The 19,289-nt window shown below is 39.7% G+C and carries 10 protein-coding genes; 8 read left to right on the forward strand and 2 right to left on the reverse strand.

Features of this window, described 5'->3' with window-relative positions:
* Positions 1-91: 91 nt before the first annotated feature.
* Complete coding sequence (locus B7E04_RS16295) at positions 92-3,055, reverse strand: tetratricopeptide repeat protein (RefSeq protein WP_080779567.1); 2,964 nt, start codon at positions 3,053-3,055, stop codon at positions 92-94.
* 235 nt (positions 3,056-3,290) lie between these two features.
* On the opposite strand from B7E04_RS16295, the gene B7E04_RS16300 reads away from it, so the two are divergent.
* The 3 genes from B7E04_RS16300 to B7E04_RS16310 all read left to right on the forward strand — a co-directional run bounded on the left by B7E04_RS16300 (position 3,291) and on the right by B7E04_RS16310 (position 7,877).
* Positions 3,291-5,531 (forward strand): CocE/NonD family hydrolase, encoded by a 2,241-nt coding sequence (locus B7E04_RS16300; protein ID WP_080779568.1) that lies wholly within the window; start codon positions 3,291-3,293, stop codon positions 5,529-5,531.
* Between the two features lie 112 nt (positions 5,532-5,643).
* A complete protein-coding gene (locus tag B7E04_RS16305; protein WP_080779569.1) occupies positions 5,644-7,314 on the forward strand; it encodes an APC family permease in 1,671 nt (556 codons plus the stop codon).
* A 206-nt stretch (positions 7,315-7,520) separates the two neighbouring features.
* Positions 7,521-7,877 carry an Mpo1-like protein gene (locus B7E04_RS16310; protein WP_080779570.1) on the forward strand — a complete coding sequence of 119 codons (357 nt, stop codon included), beginning with the start codon at positions 7,521-7,523 and terminating at the stop codon, positions 7,875-7,877.
* A gap of 195 nt (positions 7,878-8,072) precedes the next feature.
* Here the strand turns inward: B7E04_RS16310 and B7E04_RS16315 are convergent, their stop codons facing one another.
* Positions 8,073-10,094 (reverse strand): DUF3857 domain-containing protein, encoded by a 2,022-nt coding sequence (locus tag B7E04_RS16315; RefSeq protein WP_080779571.1) that lies wholly within the window; start codon positions 10,092-10,094, stop codon positions 8,073-8,075.
* Positions 10,095-10,233: 139 nt separating this feature from the next.
* Here B7E04_RS16315 and B7E04_RS16320 point away from each other — a divergent pair, with 139 nt between their 5' ends.
* The 5 genes from B7E04_RS16320 (at position 10,234) to B7E04_RS16340 (ending at position 18,442) form a co-directional block, all read left to right on the forward strand.
* Positions 10,234-10,581 carry a DUF4377 domain-containing protein gene (locus B7E04_RS16320; protein WP_062647772.1) on the forward strand — a complete coding sequence of 116 codons (348 nt, stop codon included), beginning with the start codon at positions 10,234-10,236 and terminating at the stop codon, positions 10,579-10,581.
* A gap of 237 nt (positions 10,582-10,818) precedes the next feature.
* A complete protein-coding gene (locus tag B7E04_RS16325) occupies positions 10,819-13,038 on the forward strand; it encodes a peptidase domain-containing ABC transporter (protein ID WP_080779572.1) in 2,220 nt (739 codons plus the stop codon).
* A gap of 11 nt (positions 13,039-13,049) precedes the next feature.
* Positions 13,050-15,698: a lantibiotic dehydratase gene (locus B7E04_RS16330; RefSeq protein WP_080779573.1), complete on the forward strand. Its 2,649-nt coding sequence runs from the start codon at positions 13,050-13,052 to the stop codon at positions 15,696-15,698.
* Between the two features lie 4 nt (positions 15,699-15,702).
* Complete coding sequence (locus B7E04_RS16335; RefSeq protein WP_080779574.1) at positions 15,703-16,569, forward strand: thiopeptide-type bacteriocin biosynthesis protein; 867 nt, start codon at positions 15,703-15,705, stop codon at positions 16,567-16,569.
* Positions 16,553-18,442: a lanthionine synthetase LanC family protein gene (locus B7E04_RS16340; protein ID WP_080779575.1), complete on the forward strand. Its 1,890-nt coding sequence runs from the start codon at positions 16,553-16,555 to the stop codon at positions 18,440-18,442. The genes B7E04_RS16335 and B7E04_RS16340 overlap by 17 nt, the downstream gene beginning before the upstream one ends.
* Positions 18,443-19,289 lie beyond the last annotated feature (847 nt).

Below are 19,289 nucleotides of genomic sequence, written 5' to 3' on the forward strand. Positions count from 1 at the left end.
ATTTGTATTAATGTATAATGTCGGATGTATAATGTATTTACTGAACGTTGTAGATTTTACATGGTACATTTTACATTATACTTTATACACTTTACTTTTTAATCTGCTTTTTAACCTCTTTTGCTTCTGCTACGATCTCCGGGAAGTCTTTGTAGTTCTCGATGATCTGATCGCAGGTATAACTCGCCTGGTAATTATCTTTTAGCCCTACATAGTTTTTCGCCATCAGCACCAGCGCTTTTGCACCCCAGTAATCTTCGGAGGCATAATTGTTGGCCAGTTTAAAGATCGTTTCATTGGAAGACTTGAAGGCCTTTCCTTTATTCTGATAATAGGCTTTGGCATAAAGAGCTTCCGCCGCTACAGCGGTATTGGACGATTTCTCCAGAGAAGTATAGGCAGACTGTGCATCTTTATCCTTCCCGGAATTCATCAGGCTTCTTGCTTTGATCACTTTCGCCGTTTCAATAACAGCTGAAGAGTTTTTCGTATTGGCGATCACTGCATCAGCCAGCTTTTCTGCCTGCGAGAAGTTTTTCTCGTTCGCATATAGCTTCATCAACTCTACATTCGCGTAGTTTCTGATGTTGATATCCGAAGAGTTTCTGATGTTCTCAAGATACTTTTTCGCTTCCGCTGTATTCCCCTGTGTTGTAAAGATTTGAGCCAGACGGGTCTGGGCATCATCCTGATAATCATTCTGTACAGCGGCTACCTCCTGAAGTACAAGAAGTGCTTTTGTAGCATTATTGGTCTGGTAGTAACTTTCCCCCAACTCGTATTTAGCCTGGTAAAGGCCTTCTCCGGTAGGATTCTGTGTTAAATATTTCTCGTAGTAAGAAATGGCATTTTTGTAATCTTTCTTCGTGAAATATTGTTTTCCGGTGGAAAGGTTGATTTCATCTATCTCCGCTGCATCCACATTCACCCCGATATTTTTTGCGAAGCTTTCATACCCGGATACATCGCCGTTTTTCGTGAAAATAGGTTTTGCCGCCTGAACGATCTTTTCTGCGTATGCGGTATTTTTATACTGCTCACCTAAAGATTTAAGCTCAGAAAGTGCTTTATCACTCTGGTTCTGGTCAATATAATTCTGTGCCCTGTAAATGGAAGCATTTGCGATAAGATCTTTATCAGAAGATGTTTTAATCACTTTTGCAAAAGCATCATTGGAGTTGGCAAAATCATCCTGAGCCGCATAAGCCGTACCCATTTCATACTGGGCATCGTCATAGTACTCGGAGGAAGGATATTTGGATAAAAGATTTTTTAAATTGTTGATTTTGGCCTGAGTATCACCTTTAAATCCTAAAGCCATTGCTTTCTGGTATAAAGTATAATCCGTAGCATCTTCATTCTTATCATAAATGGCAATTGCTTCATTCAGGTCATTGTTGGCATAATGAATATCTGCCAGACGAAGCTCCGCATCATTTTTGAATTCAGGTTTCGGATTGGTCAGGTACTGTTTGAAATAGGTCTGTGCCTGATCGAATTTTTTGGCTTTGAAATAAGCATACCCTAAATCGTAAGGCAGCTGCTGTTTCTCAGGGAAGGTTTCGTTGAGAAGTTTCTCATAACGGGCAATCGCGGAAGGATAATTTCCTTTCTGGTAATATACCTGTCCTAACCAGTATAAAGCCCTGTTATAAAATTCTTTGTTGATATTAAATCCTAAACTTCTGAGGAAGTAGGTTTCCGCTTCATCATAATTTCCTTTATTGAATTCCTCTGTTCCTAATAAGTAAGAAACCTCCTGATCTACTTTATTGATCTCAGGTGTTGAATTCTGCAGCCTGTCGATTGCGTTCAGGGTTTCCTTATAGTTTCCGGAATACAGATAGGATTTCACAAGAAGTGATCTCATTTCCGGAGCATTGGCATCATTCTGATTGTCATTGATATAACTCTGGATCACCGCAGACGGGTTTTCAAACGGATTCCCAATATCATACCCCAGTTTTGCATACTGCTCGTGGGCCAGTTTTTTAACCTTCGCATCATAATCCATCTGGTAAGAAGAACGGAATGCCGAAAGGGCTTCCTGCTTTTTATCTACCGCCAGATAAGCATTTCCTAATTGGTAGTAAGCATTCTGAGCCAGCGCGGAATTGCTGTTGATAAGCTGGTTGTAATAAGAAACCGCTTCATCATATTTTTTAAGCTGTGCAGCCACAAATCCCATTTCATACAAATCATTCTCAGAAGGATTCTGCTGTACATTCAGATAATCTTTTAAATGCGGATAAGCCGAATTATAATCATTCTTCATGAAATAACTCTCCCCGATGATCTTGTGGACTTCCGCTTTATAGGCATCGGAAATATCTTCGTTCAGAAGAGCGGTTCCTTCCGTAATCGCCTGGTCGTAGTTCTTGTCGTTGTAATACATCTGTACATAATACGGACGTACCAGTTTGGAGAATTTCGGCTGGTCTTTCACAGAATCAAAGTACTGGAAAGCCTTATCACTCTGTCTGTTCGAGTAATACAGGTGGCCCAGCATATAGGCAATATCTCCTTTCTGAGATTCGTCTGCTGTTTTATAGGCTTCTTCCAGGGCATCGGTTGCACCTTTGGTATCCCCCATCATGAATTTGGCGTACCCTAGCTTCAGAATATACTGTGTATTTTCTTCTTTCGAAAGCTGATACTGATTTACTTTTTTCAAAGTCTCCAGAGCTTTTTCAAAATCTTTTTTCGCTAAATAATAGTCCGCCAACGGAAGATTAGCCTGGGCAAAATAGGCCGAATTAGGATATTCTTTCATGAAGGCTGTCAGTCCTTCCTCCGCATGGTTCTTCTGCAGAATGACCCCGATCACATTATCAAAAAATTGTGCCGCTTCCTTTCTCGATTTAGACAAATTCTGGTTATAGAAATACTGTCTGGCATATTCGAACTGGGAAGCGTTGTATATTTTGGTCTGATAAAGATTTTCTGCGAGATTGAACCTGTAATTTTCTTTTTGTGTAAAGTACTGCGACTGTTGCGCTTCGGAAACTCCGAAATAAAGCACGGCAGCTGAGAGAAGGATTTTTTTTGAATTCATTCTTTTTTGAATAAAAAAATTAGTCTATATAAGTTAACGAAAATATTAAAAACTTATTGTTTAAGCAAGTTTTAAAAGGTTTATTCATCTAAAATACCCATTTAAGACATTTCACTATTTCATGATAAAAATTGATTACTTTAGCATATTAAAAATTGAAATCGCATCAATCTCGAATTATCATAAAATATTTTGAATTAATCCTCATTCTACACAGCTAAAAACATACCATATCATGAAAATTAAGATACTTTTAGCATTAATATTTGTCAATCTGATGCATGCGCAGAAGTTTTACTTTCCTAAAACAGCCGTTACGGATTCTGCCGTGCTGGAAAAACAGATGCCGCTGCTTGCTTCTAAACTGATGACCCAGCCCCAGATGCTGAAACTGAAAAAAATAAACCGCACCGTCTTTACAGACAATTTATACCGCCTGCAGATTGTTGCCGGAGACTATAAAAAATCTGTCGCCACGCTTGCCGATCACCGGAAGGCATTTGCAGATCACAATATGGCCGGTAATAAACTCATTGTCCACGAATTTTACAGCCTGGCCAAACTGAATGAACAAAAAGATAAAACCTCATTTCACGATGCCCTTGAAAAAGCATTTAATAAAAAATACGGAAGTCTTTCGGATAAGCTGATTACCAAAGTAGGTATTGGTGTGGATGGGGATGTCCGGGATTCAAAAAGGATCATGACCGAAGCGCTCAACAAGCAGAAAGATAAGGACAGTATAGATTACGCTTCTGCCCTGGCTTTATGTAAAAGCTATCTGAACTATAAGACGTATTCCAGCCTCAAACCTCAGATTATGGAGTTAATTGCGGCTAAGGACCGGGAAAAGTTCATTATTGAGACTAAAGATCTCAAAACAAAAGCCGGAAATACACTGACAATCACCATAGTCCGAAAAAAAGAAAATATGTCCCCGCTTCCGGTGATTCTTACCAATAATATCTACGCCGGTGCATTCGATCCTTTTTTCGGGAAAAGAGCTGCGGTTTACAATTATGTAGGCGCTGTAGTAAATACCCGCGGGAAACGGAACAGCAATGATGAGAACAACCCTTTTGAACATGAATCCCAGGATATTTATGAAGTCATCGACTGGGTGAGCAAGCAGCCATGGAGTAACGGATCTGTCGGGATGATCGGCGGAAGCTACCTTGGGTTCAGCCAGTGGGCAGCGGTGAAAAAATTACATCCGGCCCTTAAGACCATTGTTCCGCAGGTAGCCGTAGGAATCGGTATAGACTACCCTGCCCAGAATAATATCTTTATGAGCTATATGCTGCAGTGGATTCAATATGTAACGAACAACAAACTTACTGATGAGGCAGATTTCAATAATTTCACCAAATGGGAATCTGTATTCTCCGAATGGTACAAAAGCGGAAAATCATTCAGAGCTCTGGATACCATCAGCGGCAAGCCCAGCAAAATATTCCAGAGATGGCTGGATCACCCTGCATACGATGACTACTGGCACAAAATGGTTCCGTATAAAGAAGATTTCGCCAATATCAATATTCCGATCCTGACGACTACCGGATATTATGATGACGACCAAATCGGGGCCTTATCGTATTTTAAAGCGCATCATCAGTATAACAAAAATGCCAATCACTATCTGGTTATCGGCCCGTACAATCATGGAGGCGCCCAAAGCTACGGCTTTACTTCTGTAAATGGTACTACCATAGATCCGGTAGCGAGAATAAGTATTGATGACCTTGCTTTTTCCTGGTTCGATTATATTCTGAAAAATGGTAAAAAGCCTGCTCTTTTAAGAGACAGGATTAATTTCCAGGTGATGAGTACGAATACATGGAAACATGCTCCTACCCTTGAAAAAATGCATACTTCATCTATCAATTTTTATCTGCAGGATCATAAAAATAAGACATCAGTTTTTAAACAGCCTGCCGGGAAAAGCTTTACTACACAAATTGTTGACTTTAAAAAACGTGATGAGAAAGAAACCTATCATAAAGTAAGCAAAACAGACAGCGTAAAAACCACCAACTCGGTTTATTTTGAGAGTGAGGTACTGGACAAAGACATGATCATCAGCGGAAATCCGGGTGGATTCTTCAATGTTTCCATCAATAAAAAGGATTTTGATACGGATATGTCTTTGTATCAGATACAGCCGGACGGCAAAACTTTTTTACTGTCTACCCACATGGTTAGAGCCAGTTATGCAAAAAACAATGAAGTGCGGCAGCTTCTTACCCCGGGAAAAACTGAGCAGATTCCTATTATAAATTCAATGTTTATGAGCAAAAAAATCGTCAAGGGAAGCAAGCTTGTTCTGCTTGTCGGCGTTAATAAAAACCCGAACTGGCAGATCAATTACGGTTCAGGAAAGGATGTGAGTGACGAGACGATAAAAGATTCCGGCGAGCCGCTGGAAATCAAGTGGTACAATGACAGTTATGTGGAAATACCTATTTATCAAGAATAAAGGCAATTAACCTGTCTGGGTTCAGTATTTTTAACTAAAATTACGATGACGGACAGCATCAAAATAAAAAATCATTACATTTGTTTTTTTTCAAACTCAAATAAAATATTGAATGAATCAACTTTTCAGAAGGAAAAACTATTCAGAAACAGATACATCTACTAGTCTTTTACGGGTTTTAGGTGTTTGGGATATCGTTTTTTTTGGTATTGCGGCCATTATTGGAGCAGGAAGTTTCAGCAGTTTAGGCGAAGCAGTTTTCAGAGGCGGCCCGGGAGTGATTCTTCTGTATTTGATTTGCGGTTTTGCATGCGGTTTCACAGCATTATGCTACGCTGAATTCGCCAGCAGGATTCCTACCGCCGGTTCTGCCTACACGTATGCTTATGCCAGTTTTGGGGAATTAATTGCCTGGGTAATAGGATGGGCGTTGATTATGGAATATTCTTTCGGGAATATTTATGTAGCCTTTTCGTGGTCCGATTATTTCACCAGCTTTTTAGGGCGGCTGGGCATGCATATTCCGGATTATCTCACCTGCAGTTATACAGAAGCCAGAAAAGCTTTCCAGTATGGTTCAGAGAACAAAGAACTGTTAAATGCCTGGAAAACGGCACCTTTGATTGGAAGTTTAAAGTTCATTGTGGATGTTCCTGCGCTGGTGATCAACGGTCTTATTACGTGGCTTTGTTATGTAGGCGTTAAGGAAAGTAAAAACTTCAATAATTCTTTAGTAATTTTAAAATTAGCGGTGATTGTCCTGGTTATTCTTGTAGGCTTTGCATACATCAACACAGACAACTGGACCCCTGTGAATCCTGAGACCCAGGTGGCTTCTTTCATGCCTAACGGGTTTGCAGGCGTAATGAGTGCCGTGTCCGGAGTTTTCTTTGCATACATCGGGTTTGACGCCCTGAGTGTGCTTTCAGAGGAAACTAAAGACCCTCAGAAAACACTTCCGAAAGGAATGATCATATCCCTTGTACTGTGTACATTTATCTATATTGCACTCACCCTTGTTCTTACAGGAATGGTAGATTACAGAAAATTTGACGGTGTGGGCGACCCGCTTTCATTTATATTCGAAAAAACCAACGCCAATGTAGCCTGGATGGAGCTTGTGGTTTCGTTTGTAGCCATTGTGGCTATCACCACAGTATTGCTGGTTTTCCAGATGGGACAGCCAAGAATCTGGTACGCCATGAGCCGCGACGGGCTGATGCCTCAAAGGTTTCAAAAGGTTCACCCAAAATACAAAACACCTTCTTATGCTACCATTATTACAGGAATCGCCGTAGGTGTTCCTATTCTGTTTACGGATAAAACTTTTATCCTTGATTTTACAAGTATCGGAACCATTTTCGCTTTCGTACTGGTCTGTGCAGGAGTTTTAATGCTTCCCGCCAAAGAAAAGATCAAAGGCAGGTTCCATCTTCCCTATATCAACGGAAAGATCATATTTCCTGTTATTTTTATCGGCGGACTGATCGGTTTTTACCTTTGGCAGCCGGAATTTTTCACCACGATCATGGACTGGAATGATCCTAAGGAAGGTGAATTCAGAGCCTCGATATTTGTTTTTATCGTGATCAATCTTATCCTGTGTATTTTCGCATTTATTAAAAATTTCTCTTTAATTCCTTTAATAGGTTTAAGCTCCTGTTTGTATCTTCTTACAGGAATGAGCCATGAAAACTGGTTCTGGTTCGGGCTTTGGTTTGCCCTGGGGCTGGTAATCTACTTCTGTTATGGGTATAGGAATAGTAAGCTGAGGAAAGGTTAAAGGCGAAAAGGTAAAACAGCGAAATCGCGAAAGGGCAAAAGGGCTAATGAACAAGGTTAATCAGTTACCTGCATAAAATATATTTACAGTAAAAGGCAAATTCGCAGATCAGCAAATTTGCCTTTTTGCTTTTTAGCCTTTTTGCATCTTATAAATCGGCCGAATTATTGCATAGGTCTCAACAGAAACTATCAACTAATACCGCCATGTCAGAAAGAATAAAAACTTACGGGGAATTTTATCAGTTCTATCTTACCGAACACAGCAAAACAGGAACCAGGATCTTTCATTTTATAGGAACCCTGCTGGTTTTTGTAGTGATCTGGTACGTGATCAGTTCAGGAAAGGAAAGGTTTCTGTGGTATATTCCGATTTTTGGTTACGGCTTTGCCTGGTTCAGCCATGCTGTGATTGAAAAAAATAAGCCGGCTACCTTCAAATATCCGCTGTGGTCACTGATTTCAGATTTCAGACTGTTCTTTGAGCTGCTGATTGGAAAGCAGAAATTCAGAGGGATAGCTGTGAAACCACAGGAGACTGAGGATTCTAAGGATTTACATTAATTTATTACAAAAGTTTTTTTAACACTTAAGTTATTTTAAGTTTAAAATTTGACGTAAAAAAGTTCACTTAAGTTTTTGAAAAATCAAAGATTTTTATTTGCTGTTATATGATTATATTAGGTTTCGGCGGCCTCCGGCCGCCGAAACCTAATATAATAAACTTTAAGCTCAAAACCAGGAACTTTAAACCCTAAACTATTTAAACCGCTTCTTAAAATTAAATTTCAGCCTATTCATCAGTCCCGGCTCGATAATATCAATTCCCAGCCCGAAATTGCTGTCTGCCACCTTATGATGATCTTCCCTGAACGCTTCAAACTGATCCTGGGGAACTTCCAGATTGACTAACGGATTGTATTCTATGGTGACCGTAGCACCGTTCTTATTAATCTTTTTACGGCTTTTATAATCAAAATAAGGATTGCTGATGGTACTTTCCTGAACGGTATATTTTTCTTCAGTATCGATCTTCTGGTCTGTATTCAGGCTGATTTCATACTTTTCACTGTCGAAATTATGCCAGAAAGGAAGATCTTTATGCATAAAATCCCGGGCGCTTGCCTTGATCACATTCCTGTCAAAATACATCAGGAAACGGTTGTTTTGTGGATCAGTATAATATGGATTTTCTACGGTAGAGGAATATTGGATTTTAAATTCATTCAGTTTTTTATCATCGCTTATAATGTCAATCGAAGCATCTTTGAAAATATTCCTGACATCTGTTCCGTTCCTGTCATTGGAATAATTCAGACCGTAAAAAAGGAAACTGTTCCAGCTATCTATAATCTCACGTTTGTTGGTATTTTTAAAATACCGTCTCATGGAATTGGCACGGTTGCCTTTATATATTGTGGTCAGCTTCAGTCTTCCGGTGGTATTTTGAGCGTTGAATTCCACTTTTTCATCGATACAGTAATACGGGAATTTGTGTGATTTTCTTTCCTGCAGCACCTGATCTGGTTTTACTTCCAGATAATGCATAAAATAGATAAATCCGCGGTTTTCTATCAGTCCGAACTCATCTCGGATAGTGGCATCTATGAAATATTCCTCTCCTTTATAACTGATTTTTACCACCACATGATTAAAACTCAGCAATGACGGAAGATAATATTTGATGTAATAATCCGTATGGAAATTAACCAGAACCACGGTGGAATCTACCCCGATATAATCTAAAATCACTTTCAGCAGAACGCATTTTGCTTTACAGTCACCCTGTTTATTCTCATAAGTAACAGAGGGTTCCTGCGGCTTGTGACCATTCATTTCATCTGCATTAAAAATATAGTAGATATGGTTCTGTACATATTCAATAGCAAACTGGAGCTTTTCCTCCTGCCCGTTCACAGCATCTAACTTTTCAGCGAGATCAGGAGCAAAATCTTTCAGCGTATACCGGCTGAAAATATCATCATAGATCGGGGCAATATAATTTGAAAGGTCTTTCCATTCTGCTTCCGTTGCAAAATCTATAAAAGGGAAAATTTCACGACCAGCATCTACCGGATTGATATAATTTTCTTCTTCTATCACAAATCTTTCTCCCTTTTTTAAACTGTGGGTACTCGGTTGCAGAACATTACCCTGTTCATCTCTGAAGAATGTTTTTTTGTAGGCAATAGTCTGGTCACGCTCATTGATAAATGTAAATTTAAAACTTCCGTAGGCCCAGTAATTATCCGGACTCACCCAAACGTATTTTGAAAATTCCTTTCTCAGGAAATCCCGGTCGGTAAACGCTTTAAACCTTGAATCCTCCAGAATCAGTACATCATACAGCCTGAGGTCTTTAATGGTAATATTAATCTTTTTATTACTGCTCAGTATACCACCACTGCTTTGGCTTTCACTGTCCAGTACTTTAATTTTCGTATCCGGAATCTTATCAATCAGGACCCCGTCTCTCAGAACACTGATCCTGTGAATACTGTACACTTCATTTTCTTCCACAATAACATCTGAAACGGAAGCCCGTTCAAGGTTTCCCGGCTCATTCAGCGTATAAGCCATACAGACATATTCGCTGTTCTCTCTGTTGCTTGTATAATATTTTTTATCCAGGAAATAGCAGTAATCCTTTCCTTCGTCAATCTGTCTTCTTGAGAATTCAGAATCCTTAATTTTATCAATCAGCTCCTGATCACTAATATTTCCTGCCCAGATTTCAGGTTTTTGAATTTTGTAATTTTCAAATTGAATTGAATTTTCCATATGATATTTGGGTGTTTGTGCTCTTTGATTATATTTTTACAGGCGCTCAAATTAAATAATTAAAAACTAAAAAACAATAGAAGAATTACGGTAAAAACTTCGGCACAGTAATTGCGAACTAAGCTTTAAAATAAAGTTTATGAAAATTATAGCAACAATTCTAAAAGGAGCTGTTCCTGCAGTAGCACTATTTGCAATGACCCAATGTACCACAACGGCCAATACTGCCGGAGCGGATGAAAAAACGTTCATCGTAGGACCTGAAACTGCAGACTGTACCGGCGTAGCCCCTATGAAATGTCTGCAGGTAAAAGAAAAAGCTTCAGAAAACTGGACAAACTTCTACACAAACATTGAAGGATTTACCTATGAACCGGGATATGAATATGTTCTGAAAGTAAAAACAGAAAAAATTGCCAATCCTCCGGCTGACGGGTCTTCCATCAAATACACCCTGATTAAAGAGGTTTCCAAAACCAAAAAATAAAAACCAAGCTCCTGAATTTCCGGGAGCTTTTTTATACCCTATTCCGGGCTGTACAGCTTTACAGAAACTTCTTTTAACAACTTAAAAAAAACTTTTTACTCACAATCTTCAGAATTAATTCCTCAAGCATTCATAAAATCATATTATTTTTTTAAATTGCAACTAAATTGCATTAGTAACAAAGTTGCATTTTTAAAATTTATGGTTAACATCGAAATCTACGTTGCGTGATTGCCCATGGAGAATAAAATACTGAGAAAAATTAGCCGTTTCTTCACAAGAAAACAATATCCTTTTTTCCGCCAGCTGGATACCATGGATTGCGGGCCCACCTGTCTGAAGATGCTCGCAGCATTCTACGGAAGGCAATTATCCCTGAATCATCTGCGTGAACTCTGTGATGTGCACAGTCAGGGAACTTCTGTATCGGGTTTAACCCATGCTTCTGAAAATCTTGGTTTTAAAACCCTGGCTGCAGAATTAAGCCTTGAGGTATTATTAGAAAAAGCCCCGCTACCGTGTATCCTTCACTGGGATCACAATCACTTTGTTGTATTATGGAATCTAAGCGGGACACATGCTTATGTCGGAAATCCTGCGCTGGGAAAGAATATGCGGTATACGATTCAGGATTTTAAGGAACACTGGAATGTACCCGGGCAGGAAGGTAAAGGTATAGCCCTCTTTGTGGAGCCTACGGAGGCTTTTAACCATATTCAGGATCAGCCGGATCCACCTGTCAGTCTAATTTCTTTGCTAAAACGGATAGACGACCGCAGGAATATTACGCTTGTCATTGCAGCGCTTCTGGCCGCTACCCTTCTCACATTGGCCATTCCCCTGTTAACACAGGCAGTTGTTGATCAGGCGGTTTCCAGAAAAGACATCGGACTTCTTTCCATTATCTGTGCAGGACAGCTTGTGCTCTTTAGCGGAAGAATTTTAACTGATTTTTTTCGCAGCCGGATTCTTTTTAAACTGGGAATGAATATCAGTATAAAACTGATCTATGAATTTGTAGACAAGCTTATGCAGCTGAAACTTTCCTTCTTTGATTACAGGAGCAGCGGAGACAATCTTCAAAGAATCTACGACAACCAACGGGTAGAGGAATTTCTTACGAAAAACTGTGTAAGCGCCGGACTTTCCGTTATTATTCTTATGGTCAACGGCGGATTGCTGTGTTATTATAACTGGAAGCTTTTTATCCTGTTTCTGGCCGCCAGTACCATCAGTGTACTCTGGACCAATCTTTTTGAGGAAAAAAGAAGACGCCTCGACCAGCGTACCTTCAGCCTGCTGGCCAATGCCCAACGCCATCAGATAGAAACATTCGAAGCCATGACCGAAATAAGGCTGACCGGTGCTGAACAGGAAAAAAACCAGCTGTGGAAAACCATGCAGGAGGAAACCTACCAGGTGAAAATGGAAAACCTGAAACTGGATCAGCGGATACAGGGCGTTGCTCTTTTTATCAACGAAACCACAGGGGTATTAACGACTTTTCTAACCGCATCTCTCGTGATCAACGGAAACCTGACCCTTGGCGCAATGCTTGCCATCACGTATATGTATGGTGCTCTGAACGGAACAGTCAACCAGTTATCAGACTTCATCCGTTCCATGCAGACCGCAAAATTCAGCCTGCAGCGCATCTCCGAAGTGGAAGTGGAAGAAACAGAAGATGCACACGCAACGCTGGCATTACCAAAAGGAAACTCCGGTTCCATCGAACTGGCAGATGTGAGTTTCCGCTATGGAAAATTATCATCTGATGTTCTAAAGCACATATCACTGACCATTCCCGCCGGAAAAGTGACGGCTATTGTAGGTATGAGCGGAAGCGGAAAAACCACCCTTTTGAAACTGCTGCTTAAATTCTTCCATCCCACACAGGGAACCATCACGTTCTGCGGACAGGATCTGAAGCTGATCAATGCCAAAAGCCTTCGCAGACAATGTGGAGCGGTCATGCAGGATTCTTTCCTATTTACCGATACCATAGCCGGAAATATCTGGGTAGGAAGCCTGGAAAAAGATCTTAACAGGGTAAGAAATGCCTGTAAAATGGTCAATATGCAGGATTTTATTGAAAGCCTCCCCTTTTCCTATGATACCCAGATTGGCAGTGAAGGAACCGGCCTCAGCGAAGGCCAGAAACAGCGTCTTCTCATTGCAAGGCTCATCTACCGTGAACCTGATTACATATTTCTGGATGAAGCCACCAATTCCCTGGATGCTCATAATGAAAAACTGATCGTAGAAAACCTGAACCGTTTTTTCCTGGGCAGAACGGTCGTTATCGTGGCGCACCGTCTGAGTACCGTAGTGCATGCTGACAACATTATAGTCCTGGACAAAGGAAATATTGTTGAACAGGGTAATCATGAATCTCTGACAAAATCAAAAGGAGCCTATTATCATTTAGTTAAAAATCAACTTGAACTTGGAAAATAAACTTTGGAACAATGAACCTGAATATCTTACCCTATATTTTCACCCGGTATGCAGCTTTACCCGTAAAGAGCTTACAAAAATTATCTTATTCAAACATTGAAGATCAATTAAATCAATGGGAAACTATGACGGAATATGTTCAATCCTGCAATGAAAAGCTGTGTGATCAATTGTACACTTTGATACAGCAATCTTCCGATGATCAGGAAAGAAAACTTCTGCTGAATCTGAAGCGGTCGGTATTTAACAAACGGCAGAATGCAAGGGACTTAGCGGAAAAGATTCCTTCTGAGACGTTTGATTCCATTAAAAATTCATGGAACGAATGGCTGAATGCAGACCAAAAATATAAAGAGTTTGAGCAGCTTTGGGAAAAGGATTTCCATAACCGGTTATGGTCGCACAGAAAAAATATTCAGGAGCTGGCCGGAGAGTATCCTTTTAAAAACGGAGTTCTTTTGTCCAGCAAAGATCTCTATGAACAGCTTGAAAATTTCAGGGATGCTGATGTACAGTCGTTGAGCAAAGACCAGGAACGCATGGAATTCAGTGTCCTGCGCTATCTTACCCGGATGGCTTATAAAACCTCTCCTTTCAGCAGTTTCACCTATTTAGGGCTTACCGAAATAACCTCTGAAACGAGCCCAAAGGTTCATGATCCTGACACTCCAAACTGCAACATACGACTGAATAATAAGCTTCTGAAACGCATAAAAAAACTCATGGAAAGACATCCGGATCTGCAGGGCTTATTGTTTGTGAACACCAACAGCAGCATCCTGGAAACAGATAACCGTTTTAGTTTTCTCATGAACTGTGCCAATATTGAGGTCTTCCAGGAAATTCAGGCAGGAGGTGTGAACCGGTATATCAAAGAGCTTATCCATGATGCTCAGGAGAATATTTCGCTGATATCACTTATTGAGCAGCTTTCAACACAAATTGAAGCGGATTTTTCGGAACTGAAACATTATGTTTTAAAACTGGTGGATTCAGGATTTCTGGAACTGACATTAGAATGTTCCGAGATCGATCCGGATTGGGACCGTCATCTTTTATCTTTCCTGGCCGGACACAAAAACGGCAATAAAGCTGCAGAACAGCTCTGGCAGCTTGTTTCGAATCTCCGGGAAGCTAAAAATGCATTTGGAACGGCAGGAATAGCCCAACGGGAAATTCTTTTAAAGGAAAGCTCATCCCTGTTTGACCGGACTATTTCAGACCTTGAAAATCAGGCCGGAATCATTAAGCTTCCCAAAGATGAAATCCAGAATGTACTGGACTACATCCTCAATAAATACAGAAACGGAGAAGGTTTTGAAAAACTGCCTTACATTCCCGTTGATTACCGCCAGGAAGGATTTATCTACGAAGATACCTACACCAACCAGATCAGTACCATCGATGAGAACACAGTGAACGGATTAGGACAACTATTATCAGATCTCTGCAACCGTTTATCTGCTTTTGATATACGTGCCGGGGGAAAAAACAGCGTCAAAAACTTTTTTACCACTACATACAGCAAGGATCAGCTGGTTCCTCTTATCACTTTCTACCATGAATATTACCGTTATAAAAATAAATCCGATCTGGAAAATGAGCAGATTCAGGAAAATGTATGGTCAGATCTGTTCTGGAAAGACCTTCAACAGGAAGAACATCCGCTTGGTGAGATAAGGATTCGAATGAAGCATTTAAATGGTCTTCCCTCTTCAAATCAATCATGTCCGGCATGTTCTGCTTTTCTCCAGCTTTTTGACCAGTCATCTGTTACCGGAACAAAAGCCGTCGTGAATGGACTGATGCAGGGAATGGGCAAGATGAGCGGCAGGTTTCTTCACCTGTTTGATCCTGAAATCTCTGAAATACACCGGGAATATAATAAACGCTTGTTTCCTGACCATCTGCTTCTGGAATTGAATGATGATTCCAGCTTTAATGCCAATATTCATCCGCCTTTACTGGATTATGAAGTGAAAATGCCGGCATCCAATACCCAAATGAAAAGATCCCAGCAGATCCCTTTGGAACGGATATCCGTTGCTTATAACGCTGATCAGGATAAGGTTTATTTGATAGATACTGTCCTGAAAAAAGAAATCTATGCTTTTGACCTCTGCCTGGAAACCATTACCAACAGATCAAATCTTTATCAGCTGATGTCCCTGTTCAACCCCTGCACGTATGTCAGTTATCACCCTTTGATACAGGTTATCGACCGTAATTACGCTAAAGAATTAAGCCATGAAGCCATCCGGATGTTCCCAAGAATTATTTTTGAAGAAAAGCTGATCCTCCGCCGAAAAGGCTGGCTGATTGATCTCCAGGCCATTCCCCGCCAATCTAAAGAGGAAAACAGCAGTATTTATTTTCTTCGTTTCCATCAGTGGCTGGCAAAAATTGATTTATCTACTTCAGTCTTTCTTTATCTGCAATCGTCTTATATTCCTGAAGATTCTTCCGCGGATAAAACTGCCGGAACCCGTGACGATTATAAGCCTCAGTATATTGATTTTAAGCAGCCTTTGTTATTTAACCTTTTCATTAAGCTGCTGAACCGGGCCGGATCCTTTATTTATACAGAAGAAGCTTTACCTTCCGTTGATCATGATCAAGAAAGAGTGGCAGAACACCTGATCCAATGGTATAATTTCTAACCTTATGGAAAAAATCTGGAAAACTTACTATCTGTTTCACGAAAATCATGCAGACCCTGTACTGACTGGAGTTGTACATCCATTGATCCAAAATATTGAGAAAAAGCTGGAAAGAGAAGTCAAATTCTTCTTTATCCGTTATTTTGAAGGCGGTTATCACATCCGGCTGCGGCTGCTTCTGAATGCTGAGGAATGTATTATTTTCCTTTCTTTGCTGAAAGAGCAAATCTCAGTTTATGAGGAGCTCAGCAAAAGCAGTTTGGTATTAAAGGAAGCTCAATACATCCCGGAAACAGACCGTTACGGTAATACGGAAACGATTACTTATGCCGAAGACCAGTTTTATGCATCATCCCGTTTTATTCTGCATCATCTGGTTGAAAACAGCCCGTTATCAGCTTCTGAACGGTATCTTTTTGCTTTGAAAACGCATCTTGCTTTTTTTAAAGGCATGGAATTGTCTCAAAACCATATTCTGCAGCTGTGCGACCAGTTCGTGCAAAGCTGGCTTCCGGTACCGTTTTCAGAGAATCCCGATGAACAGGAACAAAACAGGAAAGATGTATTGGATGCTTTTCAAAATCAGTTTAATGCCTATCAGACCTTATTGGCTGAAAATCTTACAGAATTCTGGAATTCAACAGAGATGAGTGAAGATTTCTATTTGCAGCAATTTCTCACTTCAAACAGGAATGTTTTTGCAAACTATTCTCAATCCCGGCTGCCTCCTGAAGCCTTAGACGAAGCTTTACTCAGTTGTATCCATATGGCGAATAACCGTTTGGGAATAGTGAATGCCGAAGAATCCTATATCCTTTTTCTCATCATGCGTATCATTCCTTTAATCAAAAACTATGGCGACAAATCCTGAACTTCACGAGCTGCAATCCGGGCTGAATGAAATCAGTGAATTCCTTCTTTCCAGAATGAAAAAAGATGATTACGGATTCTATTGGGATACCATTTCTCTTGATGATAACGGAGATTTTTCGTATCATTTCAATCCCTCTTTATGGAATGGTACGGGAGGAATTGCCTGGTTTTTTCTGATCCTTTACGAAAACTATGGGAACGAAAACGACCTTACAACCGCAGAAAGATCATTTGCAAAAATCTATCAGCATTCGATAGAAGATACGATATCCAATCCAAGCCTTTATGATGGGATAACCGGTGTCGTTTATCTGGGGTTGAAGCTATTCCGCGTCACAGGAAAAAATTTATATCTTGACCAAGCTTTGAACCTTTACCGGAAGTACCGGGAAAGAATACTTGCAGAACAAACCGAAGATCTGCTGATTGGAATTTCAGGAATTCTGATGTCCGTTTGTATGCTCTATCATTATACAGAAGACCGGGAAACTGGTGAGGATATTGTGACTTTAACCACTAGCCTTTTAGAAAAATCCCAGGTAGCAGAATCGGGAATTAAATGGGGAAAAAACCATCTATCCATGGATTCCCTCTGCGGATTTTCGCATGGCAATGCAGGAATTGGCTTCTGCCTGTTGCAATTGGGAAAATATTTTGACCATCCCGAATTGATCTGGTTTGCTGAACAGGCATTCCGTTACGAAGACCTTTATTATGATCCTTTCAAGAATAACTGGATGGATCTAAGGTGGGAAGCCTCCAAAAACGATCTACCCGATTTATTTGACTGGAACAAAAACACTTTTCTTCCGGAAGATTTCGATCTGAATGCATGGGCACACGGTGCCTGTGGTATAGGAAATGCAAGGATTTCCGCATTCCGGATGACAGCTGATCCATCCTATAAAAAAGACTGTGAAAAAATATTTGAGCGGTGCAAAAATGATATCCTGACAAGATCTAAACGGAATCATATTCTGTTTAGCGGTTATGGCGGCCTGTCTGATTTTATGCTGCAGTATCACCAGGCTTTTGATGACCAGGAGGCTTTACAACTTGCTGCTGAAATTACTCTGGAAGGCTTAAAAAAAAGCAAATCGCATCAACATTCGGGATGGGGCGTTCAAAATTCTGAAGACCTCGGTCTTATGACGGGGACTGCAGGTATAGGATTTTCGATATTACAGATGATAAAGAGTAAATCTTTTAACTCTATTCTTCATCCTGAACTTCCCGAAACAAAACGTAGCACTTTATTTAAAGGCTTCCGGTTCAAAAAACAGTTTTTTGACCGGCATTATCCCGAAACCCTGAAACTTCTGAAAACATTTACCCCGGTGAAGGATTCCTCGTATCATTCCGATACTATTGAAGAATTTGGCTGTGCTTTGCTGGAAAACATTATGTGTTTACCCGAAAATGAAGCAGATTATTTATCAGATCTCCATCAGCTTGAAAAGTTTAAAATCGGTATCCAAATGAAACATAAAGGTTCTCTATGCTTTCAAACCCGGTTAGCTATCCTAAAAAAGGAACTGGCTGACCATTCAAATGATAAAAAAAAACGTTTTATCCGTACCCCGTTTATTAGCCTGTACGAATCCAAATGGAACTGGAAGGCAGAAAACAGCAAAGAATCTGGTCCCGGAAAATATATGAATATTTTTTACAGCACGGATCAGGATGTTTTCCATCTTATGCTGAATCCTTTTCCATCGGCAGTTCTTCAGCTGTTGGAAACACCTTTAAGCATTGAAGAAATGACAGAACATTTTCAGTATTATGAAATTGAAAAGGAATATATTCAAGAGAAATTACTGGAACAGATCGAGGAGTTACTCACGAATTATTTTGTAAGAATTATAAAATAAAACTGTTATGAAGAATCAGAGAGGCTTCGACTCCGCTCAGCCTGACAATGAAATAGCCTCACACATAGTAGGAACGCTGTCAGGCTGAGCGGAGTCGAAGCCTTTTTTAATTATCTACCCGCAATAATCCTTGAAAATCTGAGAAATCTGAGGGAGACAAAATATGAAACACAAAAGGGACAAAAGTTTTTAAACACTTCAGTAATTTGACGTTTAATTTTAGAATGCATAAAAGTTCACATAAGCTTTTTATTTATCATTCTACAAAATCTGCTGAATCTGTTTGATCCGCGAGAGATAAAAAATTGAACCATTAAGATGAAATTAAGGTTTTAAGAATATTAAGTTTAAGCTTCGCTTTAAGGAGTATCACTTAAAAATCTTTTAGATTTAACTTAACTAATCTTATCTCCTTCATTGATCTTAATGTTTCAAAAATATCCGCAATCATTTGTAGAAATCTGTGAAACCCGACGGAAATTAAATATTAACCACAAAAGGGACAAAAGTTTTTAAACACTTTAGTAATTTGAAGTTTAATATTAGAATGCATAAAAGTACACAGAAGCTTTAGAAAAAATCAAAGATTTTTATTCATTATCCTAAAAAATCTGCTCTATCTGTTTAATCTGCGAGAGATAAAAAATTTGAACCATTAAGATGAAATTAAGGTTTTAAGAATATTAAGTTTAAGCTTCGCTTTAAGGAGTATCATTTAAAAAATCTTTAGATTTCCCTTAACTAATCTTATCTCCTTCATTGATCTTAATGTTTCAAAAATATCCGCAATCATTTGTGGAACCTGTGAAATCCGAGGGAAATAAAATATTAACCACAAAAGGGACAA

Origin of the sequence: Chryseobacterium phocaeense, assembly GCF_900169075.1 — a bacterium.
Classification (GTDB): domain Bacteria; phylum Bacteroidota; class Bacteroidia; order Flavobacteriales; family Weeksellaceae; genus Chryseobacterium; species Chryseobacterium phocaeense.